Here is a 17755-nt window from a genome sequence, read left to right as displayed (position 1 = left end):
AGCTAGGTCAGCCCCCTCATCTCGATACGCTGCACTTGGGAGCGTGCTGCGCACCGAGCGCAATGCAGCCGAGCTGACCCAAGCCCAGTTGGCATCTGCCCTCGGTTGGAGTCAGCCTACCATTGCGGAGGTCGAGTCCGCACGACGTGGTCTCAATGTTTTCGAGTTCATCGACTATGCGCGAGCGCTCAACCGCGACCCGATTGACCTCTTCCGAGCGGTGGCCCAAGCCGACAGCGGACATGTCGAGTGACGGGATTCCATCAGTCATTCATCAGTCACGCGATGAAGCTTCAGGCCGCCATGTTTGATCATAATTAACACTAAACCGGGTCTTCAGTTAAGTCGGACGCGACTTAAGATTAAACAACGTTAAGCGAGACTAAGCACGATTTCAGGGTGGATAATTCGTAATGATGGGGTCAGGTGTTCGAGTCACCTAAGCGGCACCACCTCGCGACGCGCGGGCTAAAGAACCGCCGCGGAAACCACCCGGCCGACGCATTCGCCAAGGCCTATCCGCACCGCCCCCTCCCCTTCGCACCAGGCGCGCAGGGTCACTTCGTCGCCGTCCTCGAGGAAGCTCCGCGTTTCGCCGGACGCGAGCTCGATCGGCTGCGAGCCGCCGCGGCTGATCTCCAGCAGCGAGCCGAGCCCGTGGCTGTCGTCGGTCGACAGCGTGCCGGTCCCGATCAGGTCGCCGGGCTGGAGATTGCAGCCATTGCTGCTGTGGTGAGCGATGATCTGAGCCGCGCTCCAGTACATCGCGGCATCGGCCGAGCCGCGCGACAGGAGGTGCGGCGGAAGCTTGGCCTCCCGCATCTGCGCGGTCGACAGGCTCGCTTCGAGCTCGATGCCGAGCGCGCCGGCCGCGCGGTCGTCGGGATCGTCGAGATAGGCGAGCGGCTGCGGGTCGCCCGACGGGCGTGCCGGCATCGGCTTGCGGAACGGAGCGAGCGCGTCCGGACTGACGATCCACGGGCTGACGCTGGTCAGGAAATTCTTGGCGAGGAATGGGCCCAGCGGCTGATACTCCCACGCCTGAAGGTCGCGCGCCGACCAATCGTTGAGCAGACAATAGCCGGCGATATGGTCGCCCGCCTCGCCGATCGGGATGGGCGAGCCGAGGTCGTTGCCGCGTCCGACCCAGATGCCGAGCTCGAGCTCATAATCGAGGCGTCCGCTCGGACCATATTCGGGCCCGTCCGCGGTCGGCGCCCGGCGCTGGCCGAAAGGACGGATCACCGGTTCGCCGCTCGCCCGCACCGAGCTTGCCCGCCCGTGATAGCCGATCGGCACATATTTGTAGTTGGGCAGCAGCGGGTTGTCGGGACGGAATTGCCGGCCGACGTTGGTCGCGTGGTGAATGCCTACGTAGAAATCGCTGTAGTCGCCGATGAGGCAGGGAACGTGGAGCCGAACCTCGCTCTGGCCGATCAGCTGCGGCTCGACATCGTCGCGATAGCGCCCGTCGGACAGCAGCTCCGCCACGCGTGTGCGCAGCTCGCTCTGGGCCGAGGGACCGCGGGCAAGCCAGGCGTTGAGCACCGGCTGCGAAAGATCCCCGCGCCAATCCTCGTCGAGCAGGTCGGCGATCGCCGCGAGATCCAGCACATAGTCGCCGATCGCAACGCCGGGACGACGCCTGCCTTTGGCCTCCGAAAAGATCCCGAGCGGAAGATTTTGGAGCGAAAAGTCGCTGCCCTGAGCGCTGTGGACCCAACTGGCGTCGCTCACGGCAATTTCGCCTTGGGAAAGCCGGTCCAGGCCTGATCGTAATCGGGCTGGGCGCGGTCGAGCGCGAACTGGGTCGGCCGGTACGGCCAGCAGCTCTCGACCATGAAGGCGAGCGTGTTTTCGACCTTCGCGGGCTTGAGCTCGGCCGCGCCGGCTTTCTGCCAGCTGTCGAGGTCGGGGCCGTGCCCGCTCATCAAATTGTGGAGCGACAGGCCCCCGGGCTGAAAGCCCTCCGCCTTGGCGTCATAGGCGCCGTGGATCAGTCCCATCGCCTCGCTCATCACATTGCGGTGGAACCACGGCGGCCGAAAGGTGTCCTCCGCCACCATCCAGCGCGGCGGGAAGATCACGAAATCAGCGTTGGCGCGGCCCAGCACGTTGCTCGGGCTGGTGAGAACGGTGAAGATCGACGGATCGGGGTGGTCGAAGCTGACCGTGCCAATGGTGTTGAACCGCGCCAGCTCATAGCGGCAGGGTGCGTAATTGCCGTGCCAGGCGACGACGTCGAGCGGCGAATGATCCAATGTCGTGGTCCACAGCGAACCAAGCGACTTCTGGACGACCTCGGTCGGCTCGTCGCGGTCTTCGAACCAGGCGACCGGGGTCTCGAAGTCGCGGGGGTTGGCAAGGCCGTTGGAGCCGATCGGGCCGAGCTCGGGCAGGCGCAGCGGAAGCCCGTGATTCTCGGCGACGTAACCACGCGATTCTTCGGAGACCTCGACGTGGAACCGGACCCCGCGCGGGACGATCCCGATCCAGCCCGGCGCGACCTCCATCCGGCCGAGCTCGGTGACGATCTCAAGTGTGCCCGATTGCGGCAAGATCAACAGCTCGCCGTCCGCATCGACGAATACGCGCCGGTCCATCGACTTCGACGCCCGGTAGAGGTGGACGGCGGCGCCTTCGAGGTCGGCGGGATCGCGGTTGGCGAGCATCGTCACCATGCCGTCGACGAAGTCGGCCTCGGCGGGCAGATCGCCGGGCGGATCCCAGCGCAAGCGGTTGGGTGCGAGCGGCTCCTTGACGGTCCCAGGAGCGAACAGCTTCGCGCCGGCGTACGGCGTGAACGGGCGATGGTCGGCGGTCGGCCGCATCCGATAGAGCCAGCTGCGCCGATTCTCGTGCCGTGGCGAGGTAAAGGAGCTTCCCGAAAGCTGCTCGGTATAAAGGCCGAAGGCGGGCCGCTGCGGCGAGTTGCGGCCCTTGGGCAGCGCGCCGTCGACGGCCTCACTTTCGAAATGGCCGCCAAATCCGGTCAGGTAGCGAAGCGCGTCGGTCATGCGGCGCGGTTAGTGCGTCGCTCGCACAAACTCAAACGGGCGCGGCCCTGAAAGAGCCGCGCCCGCGCCGAGGCAGGGACTCGCGGACCCGCCTCGCAAGAGCGTTACGAGGTCAGTTGTGGTTGACGTTGACGTCGATCTTGTCGGGGACCTCGACCGTCGTCTTGCTTCCGCCGAGACCGAGCTGGCCGCGGAACAGGAACAGAAGCACCAGCACAACGATGATCAGCAGGACGACCGCCAGGACCCCGCCGCCGCCACCGCCATTGCCGGTCTCGACCACCGTCGTGTGTTCGCGCTCGGTGCCGTTGTCGTCGGCCATGGAAACTCTCCCTGTTTGAGCTGTTAACCTGGCGAAACGAACGAACTTTGGTCGCGGCGGTTCCGCGATGAGGAGAAGTGCATGACGATTCGGATAGCGGCGATTTCGATGGCGGTGCTGGCCCTGTGCGGCTGCAAGCAGACTAACGAAAATGCGACGGAGGCAAACGAGATTACGGCGACGACGGTCAACGAAACCGCGACCGCGCCCTCGCCGTCGACGGAGAATGCCGAAGCGAACGTCAGCCTGCCCGACGACCGCACGCCGCTCGAAGAGCCGAAGGGCCCGATCGACGCGAAGAGCGCCGAAGGAGCCGGTCAAGTCGTCCAGCATTATGGCGCGTTGATGGAGCAGGGGCATTGGACGGAATCCTGGAAGCTTTGGTCCAGCGCCGACGCCGCAAAGGCTTTCGATCGCAACTGGCGAAACGCTTCCGAAGTTCACATGGAGATCGGCAAGCCCCGCGACAGCGAAGGCGCCGCGGGATCCATCTACATCACGGTTCCGGCCGTCTTCTATGGCAAGACCAAGGCGGACGGATCGTTCCGGCGCGGCGCGAACATGATCCTGCGGCGCGTCAACGACGTGCCCGGCTCGACCGAGGCGCAACGCCGCTGGCACATCGAGCGCGTCGAGTGGACTTCAGGCGGCTAGACCCGGTTCAGCGCTTCTTCGAGTTGCTTCGCCTCATCCGGAGTCACCGGTGCGCCGTCGGCGTCGGTGACCTGCACCTCGTTCCCGCCGGCGTTGTTCGTGCCGTCGTCGGACGGCGCTGCGAAATCATAGGCGAACCAGATGATCCCGGCGGCCCACAGCAGGGCCATCCAGCGGCTCTTGAAGATCGTGCTGTGCTTGATCGGGATCATGCCCCCGTCTCGCATGCGCGATTTAAGATTCGGTTGCCTGATCCTCGTGGACGATCTCGCGGTGAGGGAAACGATCGCGAATGCGGGAGTTAAAATAGACGCCCTTGGCAAAAGCCGAGCCGAGCGCGCTCGCGACCTCCTGCGGGACGCCCGAATAGACGTAGCGCCGGCCGGTCACGAACTCGACCCAGAGCTCGTTCTTGTCGGGGCAATAGACGTAGCGGCGGATGACCGTCGACGGCATGAACCTGTAACGCGCAAACGCGCACCGACGATCCGAGTGCAGAAAGGAAACAGCTGATGGCCAGGTCCGCATTGATCCTGATTGGCGTCGCCGCGGTCGGCGTCGCTGCAGCATGCGCCAACCAACCGGTTGCGGCTCCGCTCGTCGCGCAGAGCTCGGGGCGCCAGTGCTTCCTCGCGCGCGACGTCAACGGCTACACGCCGGTCAGCGATGACGCGGTCGACGTCAAGGTCGGCGCCAATCGCTACTTCCGCCTCAGCCTCGACGGCTCGTGCCCGCAATCGGCGTTCTCCCGCCGGGTCGCCCTGCGCACCACCGGCGGCGGGGACTGGATCTGCCAGGGCCTCGATGCGGAGGTCGTGGTTCCGTTCGTCGCCGGCGCCCAGCGGTGCCTGGTCAACGACGTCCAGCCGATCAGCAAGGAAGCGTGGCTGGCGGATCGCCGCGCTAGGTAGGGCCCGGCGAAGCGATCCGTCGCCGGCTGCGGCTCAAGGCGGCAACCATTCCGCCCAGCGCCAGGAGCGATCCGGCGATGGTCAGCGGCGTCCAGCGATAATCCTCGAGCCAGGTCGAAAAGCCCATCGCGATGATCGGCACGAGGACGCTCGAATAAGCGGCCTTGCCCGGTCCCAGCTTGCGAACGACCGGATAATAAAGACTGAAGTTCACCACCGACGCCGCCAGCGCGAGATAGAGCAACCCGGCCCAGTAACCCGGCCGCATATCAATCGTCGGCGGACCCGCGAGTGCCAAAGCGATGATCGTATCGATCACTGCACCGACCGCCATCGACCAGGCGAGCATCCCGAACAGCGGGAAGCGGCGGATCTCCGGGCGCGCCTGCAATACGTTGGCGGTCGCCGCGCCGAGCATGCCGAGCGAGGTCAGCGCGATCCCGGAGACGATCTGGGGTGCCGAGGCCGCATGCTCGCGCAACTCATGGTCAAACAGCAGCATGACACCGGCGACCGCGACCGCCGAGCTCCACAGGAAGCGCCGCGTCGGCCGCTGCCCGAGAAAGGCCCAGGCGAGCAGGCTCGACGGGATCAGCAGCAGGGCGAAGACGGTCGCGACCACGCCCGAGGTGATGTGGCGCTCGGCCAGATAGACCGCGTCGAAATTGAGGCAGAACTGGCAAAAACCGAGGACGATCGCCGGAACGATCGCCTCCCGGCCGAGCCGCAGGCTGTGGCCACGGGCGCGCGCAAGGAGGGCCATCCCGACCGCGGCGATGGCGAAGCGATAGGCGACCGACCATTCGGGCGCGACCACGCCGAGCTGGCCGCGGATCACGATCCAGGTCGAACCCCAGATGGCGGTGAAGATGGCGAACGGGATGGCGACGTCGCGCAGGCGCTCGCCGGCCGGGTTGTCGCTGCTCAATTCGCCACCGGCGAGATCACGCGGGCTCATCACGGCCGACTTAGCGGCGCGCGTCGCGCTTTCGCCAATCAAAGGCCGGTCGCTGGCGATAAGTCGCGCTTATGCTCAGAGCGCCGCAATCGCCGCCGCGAGCTGCTCGACGGCATCCTGGTCCGAATCCCAGCTGGTCACGAACCGCAACTGACCCGGACCCCATTCGTAGAAGTCGAAGCCTTGAGCCCGCAACGCGTCCGCTTCCGGATCAGTCATGCGAACGAATAGCTCATTCGCTTCGACCGGGTAAACCAGGCGATCACCCGCCGCCTTGGCTAGCACTTGGGCCGCTGCATTGCCGGCGCGGGCATTATCGAGCCACAATCCATCCTTAAGCATCGCCAGGATCTGCGCGCCCATCATCCGGCCCTTCGACAACAGATGACCCGCGCGCTTGCGCCGCACCGCGACTTCGTCGGCAAGCTCGGGCCGGAACAGGATCAGGACCTCGGCATTGAGGCCGCCGTTCTTGACGAAACCGAACGACAAAGCGTCGACGCCCGCGCGCCAGGTGGCGTCGGCGGGGCTGTCGCCGGTCGTTGCCAAGGCATTGGCGAAGCGGGCGCCATCCATGTGCAAGGCGAGACCCCGCGACTTGGCGAATTCGCCCAGCTCGGCGACCTCGGCGGCACGATAGACGAGGCCATATTCGGTCGCATTGGTGATCGAGATCGCCGCGGGTTGGACCTGGTGGACGTCGTCGCGGATCGCGTCGCACGCAGCCGCCGCCATTGCGGGAGTGACCTTGGCGCCCGGCCCGTCGAGCAAGACGAGCTTGGCGCCGCCGGTGAAGAAGCCGGGCGCGCCCGCCTCATCGACCTCGATATGCGCATCGCGATGGCAGAGGATGGCGCGATAGGGTGGACAAAGGGCCGCCAGCGCGAGGCAGTTCGCGGCGGTCCCCGTGGTGACCCAGAAGGCGCGCACCGCGGTTTCGAACAGCTCGGAAAAGGCGCCATCGAGCGCCTGGCTCCATTCGTCGCCGTCATAGGCCGTGTCGAGCCGGTTCGAAGCGATGATCGCCTCGATCACCTTGGGGTGCGCGGCAGCGGCATTGTCGGAGAAGAAGCGCATCCGTGGCGCATGACCGCCGGGGAAGAGCCCGTCAATGTCGGGAAATGGTGCTGCCGGTGAGGATTGAACTCACGACCTCAGCCTTACCAAGGATGCGCTCTACCACTGAGCTACGGCAGCACTTTTTGAGGAAGCCGGGCGCCTATGACGGCGCGGCCCTCGCGCTGTCAACCCGCCTTGCCGCGCGGACCCGCTGGAGGCATGTGCAAGATATGTCGGGCAAGGACAAACAGCGCGAGGAACGCCTCGCCGCGGCGCTGCGGCAGAACCTCAGGCGTCGCAAGGCGCAGGACCGCGCAAAATCGGCGTCGGCCGCGGAAGCCAAACAGACCGACTGATGGACGGGGACCACCAGTTCAGGTTCGGGATGGAACTTCTCATCGACCCGACTGACGCGGGCGGTTGGCGACGCGCAGTCGAGCTGATCGAAGCCGCCGCACGCGACGGTCACGGCGAAGCCGCCGAGCGCTGTGCCCTGTTCGAATTCATGGGCGTGGGACGGCGGGTCGACTTGGCCAAGGCACTCCACTGGCTCGCCAAGGCGGCTGAGCTGGGGTCGCGGTCCGCGGCTCAGCAGCTGATCATACTCGCGGACGACCGCTTCGTGACGGCGGAAGAGGCCCAGGCCGGCACATCGTGGAGCGACCTGGCGTCGCGCATTGCGATCGATCGGCGACTGCGTCCGCCGCCCGGCCGGGAATTGTCGGGGAAGCCCTTGATCCGGGCGTTCGACCGCTTCGCCTCGCCGGCCGAATGCGAATGGCTGATCGATCGCGCCGGCCGGCGGCTCGCGCCCGCGAGCGTCAGGGACCCGAACAGCGGCGAAGCGGTCGCCGACCCGGTCCGCAACAACCGATCGGCGGCCTTCGACTTCGCCGACCTCGACCTGATCGTCGAAATGATCCGCGTCCGACTTGCGCTGGCGATCGGTGCCGCTCCGCCGTTCCTCGAGGCGTCGCAAGTGCTTCATTATTCGGTCGGGCAGGAGTTCAAGCCGCATCACGATTATCTCGACCCCGCCTCCTCGCTGGCGGCCGAAATCGCACGTAACGGTCAGCGCGCGGCCACGGTGCTGATCTACCTCAATGAGGATTTTGAGGGCGGTGAAACGCGCTTCCCCGCGATCGGCTTCGATTATCGCGGAAAGACCGGGGACATGCTGATGTTCTCCAACCTCGATCCGGCGGGCCGGCCCGAGCCGGCCAGCCTGCATGCCGGCCTGCCGCCGACCCGCGGTGAGAAATGGATATTTTCCCAATGGGTGCGGGACCGCCCGATCGGGGCGTAAGACGCCGCGCCGGCACATCGATTTGGGTGCTCCATCGCTAGCGCGGCCGGTGAGTCGTGCCCTTCCCTGCGGTGATGAACAACGCCACCACCGGGCCGTCGGCATCTGCCGTATGCCAGGCGCCGGGCGGGTTGATCGCATAATCGCCGGGGCCAAGCGCGTGGCTCTGCTTCGTCCCGTCCGCCAGCTCCTGGTGCAGCGTCAAATGACCCTGGACGACGCAGACCACTTCGTCGCCGGACGGATGCATCTCCCAGCTCGTCCACGGCTCCTCGAAGCGATAGAGGCTGACCAGCCGGCCCTCGTCGAGGTCGTCGCCGTGCCTCTCCATATAGCCATTGTACCAGTCCATCCCGGTGAACTGGGGCTGGGGGATGGCGCGAGCACCGCGGCCGAGATGGATCGGAAAGTCGAAGAGCGAAATGCCGTTCACCGCTCGACGTTCACAGCTCGATTGGGGCGCAGGCGGCCTGGAGCCAGGCCAAATCGTTGCCCTCCAGTTGCGGGCCGATCTTCGCCAGCACGTGGGCGTGATAGCAATTGAGCCAGATCAGCTCTTCGGGCTCGAGCATCTGAACATCGATCAGGCGGCGGTCGATCGGAGCGAAAGTCAACGTCTCGAAACCGAGCATTTCCTTCTCGGCGCCCTCGATGTCGCGCGGCACGACCAGCACCAGATTCTCGATGCGGATGCCGTACTCGCCGGTCTTGTAATAGCCGGGCTCGTTGGAGATGATCATGCCGGCCTGGAGCGGCTCGTCGCCGCCGCTTTGCGAGCTGCCCACCGGCGAAATCCGCTGCGGTCCTTCGTGCACCGCAAGGAAGCTGCCGACGCCGTGGCCGGTGCCGTGGGCGTAATCGAGGCCGGCCTCCCACAACGGCCGGCGGGCGAAGCTGTCGAGCTGACTGCCGCGCGTCCCCTTGGGAAACACCGCGGTCGCGATCGCGATGTGGCCCTTGAGAACTCGCGTAAAGCGGTCACGCATCTCTTCGGTCGGCTCGCCGATCGGGACGGTGCGGGTGATGTCGGTGGTACCGTCGACATATTGGCCGCCTGAATCGATCAAATAGAGCGTGCCGGTCTCGAGCTTGCGGTTGGTCTTCCCGCTCGACTTGTAATGGACGATCGCGCCGTTCGGCCCCGCGCCGGAGATGCTGTCGAAGCTGAGATCGCGCAGCTCAGGATTCTCGCGGCGCAGCGATTCGAGGTGGTCGGACGCCTTCAATTCGTCGACGTCGCCCTTGGGCGCCTCGTCGTCGATCCAGCGCAGGAAGCGGGAGATCACTGCGCCGTCGCGGGCCTGCGCCGCTTTCTGACCGGCGATCTCGGCCGGGTTCTTGAGCGCCTTGGGGAGGATCGTCGGGTCGCGTAGCGGCACGATCTTGGCGCCGGCCTTGTCGAGCGCCTCGAAGATCGCGGCGACGGCGCGCTCGGGGTCGACGACGACGGTCTTGCCGTTGAGCTCAGAAAGCTCGGCCTCGAACGCCGCCCGCTCATGGAGGCGGACACCGTTGCCGAGATGCTGACGGACGTCGGAGCCGATCTTCTCCGACGCAACGAACAGGTCGGCGGTGCCGTCCGAGTGTACGACCGCATAGGCCAGCGCGACCGGCGTGTGGGTGACGTCGGCGCCGCGGATGTTGAATGCCCAGGCGATTGAATCGAGCGCCGACAGCACCGCCGCGTCGGCATGATGCTTGGCCAGCCAGTCGCCGATCTCGGTGCGCTTTTCCGCCCCGGACTTGCCGGCATATTGATCGGGCTGAACGACCAGATGCGCCTTCGACGCCTCGGGCCGGTCGGTCCAGATCTCGTCGATCGGGTTGCGCTCGACCGGGACCAGCTCGGCGCCGCGGCTCGCGAGCGATTGCTTGGCCTTCTTCACCCAGTCGCGGGTGTGCAACCAGGGGTCGTAGCCGATCCGCGCGCGCTCGGGCGCATGCTCCTCGAGCCATTGTGTGGTGCTCGTTTCGGGCACCGACTGATAGCTCCACTCGGTCGCGCTGACCTGGCTGCGGACTTGCAGCGTGTAGCGGCCGTCGACGAAGATCGCCGCTTCCTCGGGAAGCACCACCGCCGAACCGGCGGAGCCCTGGAAACCGGTGAGCCAGGCGAGGCGCTGGGCATAGCTTCCGACATATTCGCTCATATGCTCGTCGGTCAGCGGCACGACGAAGCCGTCGAGCTTCTCGGCCTTCAATTGCTCGCGAAGTGCGGCGAGGCGGTCGGCGTAACTGGACATGGCTAATTCCCTTGGGGCTAACTCCCTTGCCTGTCAGCTAGTCTCAAGAGCGCCATTGTTAAAGGGCGGTCCACCCGGGGGGTGAGTCAACTTGGTCAACTTCGCGCGCGAAACGCAGCGATTGCAGCGAGGCTACGCGCTTGCTCGGGGACTGGGGCAGTTGTTGTGAAGGCAGCGGGGTCCCCGCTGCCGCGGGGATGACGAAGGGTCGTATCGCTTTCATCGACGAGCCTATGCGCTTGTGGAGGCGCTGTAGGACAGCGAATTCGTGCCGCCGCCGAATGTCTGCTTTCGACCCATTGCGGACATCGTGGCTGGGTGGGGCTGACCCGTTAAGGGGCCGATTTCGGCTCAACAATTTTCAAGTTAGTAATTTTCGACACCATCAATCGGACACCGGTATCGTGACTGTACATCATCCCACTGGGCTCGCGTTGAACAACTGTACCGGTAAATATGGCGCCAATCTCGCGATCGGGGTCTGATTCATCGACTGCTGTACGCAGAACTTTTTCTGCTTCAGGGGTCATTCGAACTAAAGCAATTCCGAAGCCGCACCCGTCAGCCAAAACCAACGACCGTTCTGTGAAATCGGTCACATAGTGACCTTCGAACGTGAGTGTCATGCCAACATGTTCGGTTGCGTCGCCTAAAATCTCGCAAAGGAGTGGTGGCTGGGTAGGCTCGCCCGCGCTAGCCCGTGGGGCGACAACTGCCAAAAGAATCGCGATGGCGGGCTGATAATACCTCACGGAATCTCCCTTGGTGCCACCGAGCAAGCAGGGTGATATATGATTGCTCGCCAACTCCAAAATCATGAGCGCGACGTCCTGCCTCCAAGCAATTGAAGCGTCCGCTTTCCACCCACTCCAGACATTCGGCGTTTACTTCCTGGCAGGACCGCCATGGTACGCCTTCGCTACCGGCAAGACATGGCTAGCTCCACCCCCTCCCCCGAAGACGCCGCGTCCGATGCGGACCGCCGGGCCTATCCGCGGGTCGAAGTAGCGTTGCCGGCGTTCCTTCAAGCCGATGGCGAGCGGCATTTCGTCCGCATTCTCGACCTGTCGGCCGGCGGCGCGAAGCTCGATTGCCCGGCGAGCCTGGCGAGCGGGACCCGCGTGATGCTGGATTGCGGAACGCTCGGCCGCGCGGCGGTGGTTCGATGGCAACACGCCGGCGTGCTGGGCCTGTGCTTCGACAGCGAGCTGGATGCGCGGGAAATCTCGGCGCTGATGGCGCGCTCGAAAGCCGTCGCGGCGTGGCGGAAGGGAACCCGAGTAGCCGCGGGCGAGCTCGAGCAATAGTGTTGCGAAGCTAGAGATCGCGATCGACATCCAGCCGTCCCCGTCGTTTCAGAAGGCATCCTAATCGCCCCCGAGGAGCAATGTCATTCCGGCAATGATGAGGATGCAGATCAGGAAGCCCAGGATAGAGCCGGCAAGCGCGATCGGCCAGCGTCGGCGGGTGGCTTTCACGAACCACTTGGCCTCCACTCCGATGTAAACAATGGTCGCCGCCACGACCAGCAGCAGTCCGCCCTGCTGGAGCGAGGCGTTGCTGACGCGGATCGCGGTCGACGCCAGGCTCAGCGCGAGCGCAAATGGCGCAGCGAGATAGCATTGTGCGTAAAAGGGCCGTTGGAGCGTGTCGCGATTGACAAACAGGCGCGACAGCTTCGTTTCGATCGCGGCCATGGCGACGGGAAACAAGGCGAAACCCATGATACGCAGCACGATCAGGCTGGTGTCGTCGTTGACCAGGTCCGCAAGGCCGCTTTGATTGCTGACGATCGCACTGTCGCCGACCGCCTGAAGTTCGACGACGTGCGCAATGACGACCGTGACGAGCAGGAAGATCGGCGGACTTAGCGTGGCGCGAAATTGATCCGCGCTTTTCTTCTGCAGCTCGGTCATCGCATAGTCCATCGTGCGGAGCGGATGCCGGACCGACCGCCACAGCGTGATCGGGTAGAACAGGAGCCAGGTCATCAGCTCGTAGAGCAACTCGTCGATCGATTTGAGGATGTGGAAGAAGATCATCGTCGACTGCCCCCGCCGTCAGCGTTCCTAGCGGCGCGGCGGCCGGCGTAACTGGACATGGACGAGCCCCCTTGCCCCTGAGCTAGGCCATCGGCCGCCCTTCTAAAAGGCCCGGCCGTCCGGGAGGTGAGGCAACTTGGTCAACTTCGCGGGCGAAACGCAGCGATTGCAGCGAGGCTCCGCGCGCGGGCTGGCGCGAGGGTGACCAGGGTTCGTATCGCTTCATCGACGAGCCTATGCGCTTGTCGAGGCGCTGTAGGACAGCGAATTCGCGCCGCCGCCGAATGGCTGCTTTCGACCCATTGCAGACATTAGGACGCGCGGCACTCAGGAAGATTTGCTAAGGCGTGGAACGTCTATGCCGTTCCGGACCGCCATTGCCGCGCTCTTGCTTTCGATTGTCAGCTTCTTGCTGCTGGCTTCCGCTGCCGGCCTTCGGTACGCCTTGATTACGTCGGGCGGATTTGTGGTGCTCGGCTTGGTCCTAAGGGAGAATGAGAAGGCCAAACGAGCAAAAGACGGGCGTCTGGACTGAGGAGTAGCCTGCGTTACCTTTCCGCCCATTGCGGTCATTAGCCGGGCCTCGAAGAAAGGCCGACTTTCGCTCATGCCAGCTCGGCGTATCGGGTGAGTTGGCGACGGTCTGCAACGCGCGTCCAAAGAAAGGCGCCTGCGATCGCGCCAAGGATCAGGGACAGGCCAGCACCAGTTTCGAACCACAACGGCCCGTCGACCAGTCCCCGCGAAAACAGATAGACTGTTTCTATCGCGACCAGCATGCACATCGGCAGAATGTGAAGATAGGGTCGCACCCCTGCAATCAATGCGATCGCGAACCCGGCCGCCACCGCTGCGAGCGGTGTCAGAAGGCCGGCCCCGATGAGCGTCGGAACAGTGTCCGAGTAATCAACGTGCCCGAAGATTACCTCCTGCACGAACCAGGTTCCCGCATAGAGCACGATTTCACCCACGATGATGGCGACGATGCTGCGTGCGGCTTGAATCGCAATTTTCCTCATCGGCTCGATCCTCTCTGGGCTCGCCCCGATCACACATGCTCACTTATCGATTGCAATATGAATAGATGTGGACGGCAGCCGCAGACGGAAATCGACGGTTCAACGAAAATCCAATCCGGGAGACGCCGTGCTTGCCGGACGCGGAGTTCTGGGCGCGGCGCGCTGAGTTTACATCTGGCGGTAGGGCTAACGTCTGCTTTCCACCCGAAGCAGACATGTGCGTTGCCGCTTCGCTCTTTCCGTCGCCGGTGACCGCGTTAAGGACGGGACATGGACAAGCCCGTCGACATTCCCGCCCCGCCGAGCGCCGAGCAGCGGCCCTACAGCTACGAAGCGCATGGCGTCACCATCGAGGATCCGTGGCATTGGTTGCGCGATGCCAAATATCCGAACGTCGATGACCCCGACGTGCTCGCTTACCTCCACGCTGAGAACGATTATTTCCAGAATTGGGCCAAGCGGCACGAAGCCTTGATCGAGCAATTGTTCGAGGAGATGAAGGGGCGGATCAAGGAAGACGACAGCTCGGTCCCGATCCGCAACGGCGACTATCTCTATTGGTGGGCGTTCAAGCCCGGCGCGCAATATCGGACGTGGTACCGCAAGCCGGTCACGGGCGGCGACGATCAGATCATCTTTGACGAGCCGGTCGAAGCCGAGGGCCGCGAATATTTCCGCCTTGGCGCGCTCGAGGTCAGCCCCGACGGGAAGCTGCTCGCGACGCTTGCCGATTATGATGGATCGGAGCGGTTCGAGCTGCGCATCCGCGACCTTGCGACCGGCACGGACGTGGAGACGGTCACCAAGGTCGGCATCGGCCAGCCGGTGTGGACGAGCGACAGCGCCGGCGTCGTCTTCACCGAGGTCAACGACAATTGGCGCAGCTATCGCGCCCGCTATCACCGGCTTGGGAACCCGCCGGAGGACGCGGTTACGCTGTACGAAGAGACCGAGGAGCTTGGCTTCAGCGTCGGGGTGCATAAGGCGAAGGACAAGAGCCTGATCTTCGTCACCACCGGCGACAACGCGACCAGTGAGGCGCGGTTCGTCGCGGCCGCCGACCCGTCGCAGCCGCTGACACTCATCTCACGCCGCAAGCCGGGGCGCGAATATCATGTCGATGCGGCGCACGGGAAATTGTGGGTCTACACCAACGACGACCACGTGAACTTCCGGCTCGCCGAGGCCGATCCGGCGGCGCCGGATGAGTGGCGGACGGTCATTGCCGGGTCGGATCGCGCTTATTTGACCGGGGTCACCCCGTATCGCGACCATCTCGCGGTCAGCAGCCGCATCGACGGCCTCGACCAGCTGATGCTGCGCACCTACGCCGGGGAAGAGAGCCGCATTCCGTTCGCGGAAGCGACCTATACGGCCTCGTTCCAGGGCAATCCCGAGTTCGCGCCCGAATCCTATCGGCTCGGCTTTTCGTCGATGGTCACCCCGACGACGACCTACGACTATCACCCCGAGAGCGGCGAGCTCGAGGTTCGCAAGGTCCAGGAGATCCCGTCGGGCTACGACCCCTCGCAATATGCGAGCGAGCGGCGGATGATCGAGGCGCGCGACGGGGCGATGGTGCCCGTCTCGGTCGTCTACAAAAAGGGCTTTGAGAAGAACGGCGAGGGCAAGCTCTACCTTTATGCCTATGGCGCTTACGGGATCGCCATCCCGCCGGCGTTCAACCCCAACCGGACCAGCCTGCTCGACCGCGGCTGGGCCTGCGCCATCGCCCACATCCGCGGCGGCGACGACCTCGGCTATCAATGGTTCCTCGACGGCAAGCTGACCAAGCGCACCAACACGTTCAACGATTTCGTCGACGTCGCGAAGGGCCTGGCCGAGGCGAAGTTCACGCGGCCGGGGCGGATCGCGATCAACGGTGGCTCGGCCGGCGGCGAGCTGATGGGCGCGGTCGTCAACAGCGACCCGGAGCTGTGGGGGGCGGTCGTCGCCGACGTGCCGTTCGTCGACGTCCTCAACACCATGCTCGACGACACGTTGCCCCTGACCCCCGGCGAATGGCCCGAATGGGGCAATCCGATCATCGACCAAGCGGCGTTCGCGCTGATCCGCAGCTACTCGCCGTACGACAATGTGAAGGCCCAGGCGTATCCGCCGATGCTGATCACCGGCGGCCTCACCGATCCGCGCGTCACTTATTGGGAACCGGCCAAGTGGGCGGCGAAGCTGCGCGCGACCAAGACCGACGGGAACCTGCTGATGCTCAAGATCAACATGGGCGCTGGCCACGGCGGCAAGTCGGGCCGGTGGGACAAGCTGCACGAGATCGCCGAGACCTACGCCTTCATGCTGACGCAGGTGAGCGGCGGTTAGCGTCCGAAGTCGGGGACCAGGCTGCGCAGGTCGATCGTGTAAATGTTGCCCTGCCCGCTCAGTGCCGAGGCCAGACCTCGACGAATCGTCTTGAAATCAAGCCGCAGTTTGTTGTCGCCGAAGAAGCGTTCGCTGGTGAACACCAGGGTGTGGCCGTCGGGCTCCAGCCGGGGGCTGTAATCGCGTTCGGGCGTGTTGACCGCCGGCCCCAGATGCTGGGGCGCCTGCCACTGCCCGTCCGCGCCGCGCCGGGCGAAGTAGATGTCCCAATTGCCCGCCCCGTCGGGCAGCCCGAATGCGGAGAACAGCATGAAGCTTTGGTCGGCGGCGATCACGGGCTCGCCAACGAACTGGCCGGCATTGATGATGTCCGGCAGGCGCTCGGGCGTTTCATAGCGGCCATTCGAAAACCGCGAGCGGTAGATCGCCATGCCACCCGGCCCGCTTCGGGGGTCCCCGGCGAAATAGATCGTGCCATCGGCGGCGATCGACGCGAACTCCTCTCGGCCCCCTTCGCCGTTCGCGTCGGGAACGGAGTTGAGCGGCGCGGGAAAACGCTGGGGCTGCCCCCAGCCGCCGCCGGATTGCCGATCGACATACCAGATGTCGTAGTCGCGCTTTTTCTCCCCGGGATGGATCGGCCGGTCGGAGATGAACAGCATCCGCCTGCCGTCCGGCGAGAAGACCGGATCGAAATCGTGGCCGCGGCCGCTGAATGGCGCCAGTTTCGGCGGGCCCCAATGCCCGTTGGGCAGGCGGCGGCTGTAGAAGATCGTCTCCATGTAGAAATGCTGGACGCTGGACGAGTACCACAGCTCCTTGCCGTCAGGCGTGATGGAGCCGCCGAACTCGTTGGCGTTGGTCGAGATGAGTCCGGGCTCGACCATTTTGGGCTGCGGGGAACCGACGGCAGCCGCAACGGCGAGCAGGATCGGCAGTCTGATCATTTGCGGCCCTCCGCTGTGCTGGCGGCGATGACGTAGACGTTGCCGAGGCCATTGCGGGCGGTGGCCCAGCCACGGCGCAGCGTTTGCGGCGTAAGCAACACTTGCTGGTCGGTGGCGAAGCCGTGCTCGCTGGTGAAATAGAGCCAGCGGCCATCCGCCGAGAAGCTCGGGCTGGACTCGGCCGCCCAGCTGTTCACGTCGGGACCCAGCCGCGTGGCCGGCCCCCATTGGCCGCCAACGCGATGACTGATGTAAAGGTCGCTGCGGGTGTACGGATTGCCGGGCGCCAGCGGCTGATCCGGACGGCCCGCCGACGCAAAGATCATGACCTTTTCCTGAGGATCGAGCGCCGGACCGCCCTCGGGATAGTCGCTGTTGACGCCCGCGCCGACCGACCTCGGCTCGCCAAATCCCGCTGCGGTCGGATCGGCGACGTAAATGTCCCCGCCGCCACTGCCTGAAGAGACGAAGTAGAGCTTGCCCGAACGGGTCAGGATGGGTCCGACTTCATTGCCGGAGGAATTAACGGCACCCTGGACCCGCTTGGGCTGACTCCACCCTTTCGCGCCGCGGACGACCGTCCAAATATCGAAGTCGCCCTTGCCGTCGCGATCCGAGGCGAAAAACAGCCGGCGCCCGTCGGGAGAAAAGGACGGCGTTCCGTCGTAGGCAATTCCGGAAAAGGGCGCGACCCGCGGTTCGCCCCAACGGCCGCGCTTGCGTTCGGCGACCACCAGCACTTGCCGATAGTCGGCGACGCGGACGACGTAGACGATTGTGTTCCCATCGGGGGAAAAAGCTGCCGAGCGCTCGTCCATTGGAGTGAACAGGAGCGGCTCCGCCGGTTTGGCTCCGTGTAAAGACGGTGCGGCCAGCGCCGGCGATATGAGGGTCAGCGCCATTGCGAGTCCCAGCTTCCCGGCAGCCATGCTCCATCTCC

At 64.9% G+C, this 17755-nt stretch carries 22 protein-coding genes and 1 tRNA gene; 8 read left to right on the top strand and 15 right to left on the bottom strand.

The features are described 5' to 3' along the window. Positions 1 to 43 precede the first annotated feature (43 nt). Positions 44 to 253 (top strand): helix-turn-helix domain-containing protein, encoded by a 210-nt coding sequence (locus N539_RS15040; RefSeq protein ID WP_037551725.1) that lies wholly within the window; start codon positions 44 to 46, stop codon positions 251 to 253. 215 nt (positions 254 to 468) lie between these two features. Here N539_RS15040 and fahA read toward each other — a convergent pair whose 3' ends face one another. From fahA to N539_RS0102400, 3 genes are all read right to left on the bottom strand, one after another. Then, positions 469 to 1737, bottom strand: a complete 1269-nt coding sequence (gene fahA, locus N539_RS0102410) for a fumarylacetoacetase (protein ID WP_231462824.1) — start codon at positions 1735 to 1737, stop codon at positions 469 to 471. Next, positions 1734 to 3017: a homogentisate 1,2-dioxygenase gene (gene hmgA / locus N539_RS0102405; protein WP_028968975.1), complete on the bottom strand. Its 1284-nt coding sequence runs from the start codon at positions 3015 to 3017 to the stop codon at positions 1734 to 1736. Before hmgA ends, fahA begins: the two co-directional genes overlap by 4 nt. Before the next feature lie 112 nt (positions 3018 to 3129). Next, positions 3130 to 3339 carry a hypothetical protein gene (locus N539_RS0102400; protein ID WP_028968974.1) on the bottom strand — a complete coding sequence of 70 codons (210 nt, stop codon included), beginning with the start codon at positions 3337 to 3339 and terminating at the stop codon, positions 3130 to 3132. Positions 3340 to 3420: 81 nt separating this feature from the next. Here N539_RS0102400 and N539_RS15035 point away from each other — a divergent pair, with 81 nt between their 5' ends. Then, a complete protein-coding gene (locus N539_RS15035) occupies positions 3421 to 3993 on the top strand; it encodes a hypothetical protein (protein ID WP_051531193.1) in 573 nt (190 codons plus the stop codon). Here the strand turns inward: N539_RS15035 and N539_RS15030 are convergent. Both N539_RS15030 and N539_RS0102385 read right to left on the bottom strand, forming a co-directional pair. Further along, a complete protein-coding gene (locus N539_RS15030; RefSeq protein WP_037551720.1) occupies positions 3990 to 4205 on the bottom strand; it encodes a hypothetical protein in 216 nt (71 codons plus the stop codon). The genes N539_RS15035 and N539_RS15030 overlap by 4 nt on opposite strands. A gap of 22 nt (positions 4206 to 4227) precedes the next feature. Then, complete coding sequence (locus N539_RS0102385; RefSeq protein ID WP_028968973.1) at positions 4228 to 4449, bottom strand: KTSC domain-containing protein; 222 nt, start codon at positions 4447 to 4449, stop codon at positions 4228 to 4230. Between the two features lie 56 nt (positions 4450 to 4505). On the opposite strand from N539_RS0102385, the gene N539_RS0102380 reads away from it, so the two are divergent. Further along, a complete protein-coding gene (locus tag N539_RS0102380) occupies positions 4506 to 4904 on the top strand; it encodes a DUF6491 family protein (RefSeq protein ID WP_028968972.1) in 399 nt (132 codons plus the stop codon). Here the strand turns inward: N539_RS0102380 and N539_RS0102375 are convergent. The 3 genes from N539_RS0102375 to N539_RS0102365 form a co-directional block, all read right to left on the bottom strand. Then, positions 4897 to 5862, bottom strand: a complete 966-nt coding sequence (locus N539_RS0102375; protein ID WP_081774170.1) for a DMT family transporter — start codon at positions 5860 to 5862, stop codon at positions 4897 to 4899. The two genes, N539_RS0102380 and N539_RS0102375, sit on opposite strands and share 8 nt — an antisense overlap. A gap of 75 nt (positions 5863 to 5937) precedes the next feature. Then, complete coding sequence (locus tag N539_RS0102370; RefSeq protein WP_028968970.1) at positions 5938 to 6939, bottom strand: threonine aldolase family protein; 1002 nt, start codon at positions 6937 to 6939, stop codon at positions 5938 to 5940. Between the two features lie 45 nt (positions 6940 to 6984). Next, positions 6985 to 7059 (bottom strand) — tRNA-Thr (locus N539_RS0102365). Between the two features lie 5 nt (positions 7060 to 7064). Here N539_RS0102365 and N539_RS18695 point away from each other — a divergent pair. Next, positions 7065 to 7277, top strand: a complete 213-nt coding sequence (locus tag N539_RS18695; protein WP_197018333.1) for a hypothetical protein — start codon at positions 7065 to 7067, stop codon at positions 7275 to 7277. Further along, on the top strand, positions 7277 to 8227 hold the full coding sequence (locus N539_RS17540; RefSeq protein WP_028968969.1) for a 2OG-Fe(II) oxygenase: 951 nt from the start codon (positions 7277 to 7279) through the stop codon (positions 8225 to 8227). Before N539_RS18695 ends, N539_RS17540 begins: the two co-directional genes overlap by 1 nt. Before the next feature lie 37 nt (positions 8228 to 8264). Here the strand turns inward: N539_RS17540 and N539_RS0102350 are convergent, their stop codons facing one another. From N539_RS0102350 to N539_RS0102340, 3 genes are all read right to left on the bottom strand, one after another. Next, a complete protein-coding gene (locus tag N539_RS0102350) occupies positions 8265 to 8660 on the bottom strand; it encodes a cupin domain-containing protein (protein ID WP_028968968.1) in 396 nt (131 codons plus the stop codon). 10 nt (positions 8661 to 8670) lie between these two features. Then, positions 8671 to 10470 (bottom strand): aminopeptidase P family protein, encoded by a 1800-nt coding sequence (locus tag N539_RS0102345; protein ID WP_028968967.1) that lies wholly within the window; start codon positions 10468 to 10470, stop codon positions 8671 to 8673. A 332-nt stretch (positions 10471 to 10802) separates the two neighbouring features. After that, entirely contained in the window at positions 10803 to 11222 is a 420-nt protein-coding gene (locus N539_RS0102340) for a hypothetical protein (RefSeq protein ID WP_156029707.1), read from the bottom strand. A 180-nt stretch (positions 11223 to 11402) separates the two neighbouring features. Here N539_RS0102340 and N539_RS0102335 point away from each other — a divergent pair, with 180 nt between their 5' ends. Further along, positions 11403 to 11777 carry a PilZ domain-containing protein gene (locus N539_RS0102335; RefSeq protein WP_028968965.1) on the top strand — a complete coding sequence of 125 codons (375 nt, stop codon included), beginning with the start codon at positions 11403 to 11405 and terminating at the stop codon, positions 11775 to 11777. A 60-nt stretch (positions 11778 to 11837) separates the two neighbouring features. On the opposite strand, the gene N539_RS15020 is transcribed toward N539_RS0102335, so the two are convergent. Next, the gene (locus N539_RS15020) at positions 11838 to 12512 is read right to left on the bottom strand and encodes a hypothetical protein (RefSeq protein ID WP_051531191.1); all 675 of its coding nucleotides are present in this window, start codon (positions 12510 to 12512) and stop codon (positions 11838 to 11840) included. 358 nt (positions 12513 to 12870) lie between these two features. Here N539_RS15020 and N539_RS18330 point away from each other — a divergent pair, with 358 nt between their 5' ends. Continuing rightward, positions 12871 to 13047 carry a hypothetical protein gene (locus N539_RS18330; protein WP_156029706.1) on the top strand — a complete coding sequence of 59 codons (177 nt, stop codon included), beginning with the start codon at positions 12871 to 12873 and terminating at the stop codon, positions 13045 to 13047. Between the two features lie 70 nt (positions 13048 to 13117). On the opposite strand, the gene N539_RS0102320 is transcribed toward N539_RS18330, so the two are convergent. Next, positions 13118 to 13531, bottom strand: coding sequence for a hypothetical protein (locus N539_RS0102320; RefSeq protein ID WP_156029705.1), 414 nt, complete (start codon positions 13529 to 13531; stop codon positions 13118 to 13120). A gap of 270 nt (positions 13532 to 13801) precedes the next feature. Between N539_RS0102320 and N539_RS0102315 the strand changes: the two genes are divergently transcribed. Continuing rightward, entirely contained in the window at positions 13802 to 15868 is a 2067-nt protein-coding gene (locus N539_RS0102315) for a S9 family peptidase (RefSeq protein WP_028968963.1), read from the top strand. On the opposite strand, the gene N539_RS0102310 is transcribed toward N539_RS0102315, so the two are convergent. Both N539_RS0102310 and N539_RS18325 read right to left on the bottom strand, forming a co-directional pair. After that, positions 15865 to 16815 carry a PD40 domain-containing protein gene (locus N539_RS0102310; RefSeq protein WP_028968962.1) on the bottom strand — a complete coding sequence of 317 codons (951 nt, stop codon included), beginning with the start codon at positions 16813 to 16815 and terminating at the stop codon, positions 15865 to 15867. The two genes, N539_RS0102315 and N539_RS0102310, sit on opposite strands and share 4 nt — an antisense overlap. After that, complete coding sequence (locus N539_RS18325) at positions 16812 to 17744, bottom strand: TolB family protein (protein WP_156029704.1); 933 nt, start codon at positions 17742 to 17744, stop codon at positions 16812 to 16814. Before N539_RS18325 ends, N539_RS0102310 begins: the two co-directional genes overlap by 4 nt. Between the last annotated feature and the right edge of the window lie 11 nt (positions 17745 to 17755).

The organism is Sphingomonas sp. URHD0057 (assembly GCF_000620665.1).
In the GTDB taxonomy this organism is placed as follows: Bacteria; Pseudomonadota; Alphaproteobacteria; order Sphingomonadales; family Sphingomonadaceae; genus Sphingomicrobium.
Note: the sequence above shows the minus strand (reverse complement) of the source record. Positions and strands in the feature narration are given on the sequence as shown.

Coding starts and splice junctions, on each gene's coding strand:
- hmgA (WP_028968975.1), bottom strand. CDS start 3,017: ATGACCGACGCGCTTCGCTACCTGACCGGATTTGGCGGCCATTTCGAA.
- N539_RS0102400 (WP_028968974.1), bottom strand. CDS start 3,339: ATGGCCGACGACAACGGCACCGAGCGCGAACACACGACGGTGGTCGAG.
- N539_RS15035 (WP_051531193.1), top strand. CDS start 3,421: ATGACGATTCGGATAGCGGCGATTTCGATGGCGGTGCTGGCCCTGTGC.
- N539_RS15030 (WP_037551720.1), bottom strand. CDS start 4,205: ATGATCCCGATCAAGCACAGCACGATCTTCAAGAGCCGCTGGATGGCC.
- N539_RS0102385 (WP_028968973.1), bottom strand. CDS start 4,449: ATGCCGTCGACGGTCATCCGCCGCTACGTCTATTGCCCCGACAAGAAC.
- N539_RS0102380 (WP_028968972.1), top strand. CDS start 4,506: ATGGCCAGGTCCGCATTGATCCTGATTGGCGTCGCCGCGGTCGGCGTC.
- N539_RS0102375 (WP_081774170.1), bottom strand. CDS start 5,862: ATGAGCCCGCGTGATCTCGCCGGTGGCGAATTGAGCAGCGACAACCCG.
- N539_RS0102370 (WP_028968970.1), bottom strand. CDS start 6,939: ATGCGCTTCTTCTCCGACAATGCCGCTGCCGCGCACCCCAAGGTGATC.
- N539_RS17540 (WP_028968969.1), top strand. CDS start 7,277: ATGGACGGGGACCACCAGTTCAGGTTCGGGATGGAACTTCTCATCGAC.
- N539_RS0102345 (WP_028968967.1), bottom strand. CDS start 10,470: ATGTCCAGTTACGCCGACCGCCTCGCCGCACTTCGCGAGCAATTGAAG.
- N539_RS0102335 (WP_028968965.1), top strand. CDS start 11,403: ATGGCTAGCTCCACCCCCTCCCCCGAAGACGCCGCGTCCGATGCGGAC.
- N539_RS15020 (WP_051531191.1), bottom strand. CDS start 12,512: ATGATCTTCTTCCACATCCTCAAATCGATCGACGAGTTGCTCTACGAG.
- N539_RS18330 (WP_156029706.1), top strand. CDS start 12,871: ATGCCGTTCCGGACCGCCATTGCCGCGCTCTTGCTTTCGATTGTCAGC.
- N539_RS0102320 (WP_156029705.1), bottom strand. CDS start 13,531: ATGAGGAAAATTGCGATTCAAGCCGCACGCAGCATCGTCGCCATCATC.
- N539_RS0102315 (WP_028968963.1), top strand. CDS start 13,802: ATGGACAAGCCCGTCGACATTCCCGCCCCGCCGAGCGCCGAGCAGCGG.
- N539_RS0102310 (WP_028968962.1), bottom strand. CDS start 16,815: ATGATCAGACTGCCGATCCTGCTCGCCGTTGCGGCTGCCGTCGGTTCC.
- N539_RS18325 (WP_156029704.1), bottom strand. CDS start 17,744: ATGGCTGCCGGGAAGCTGGGACTCGCAATGGCGCTGACCCTCATATCG.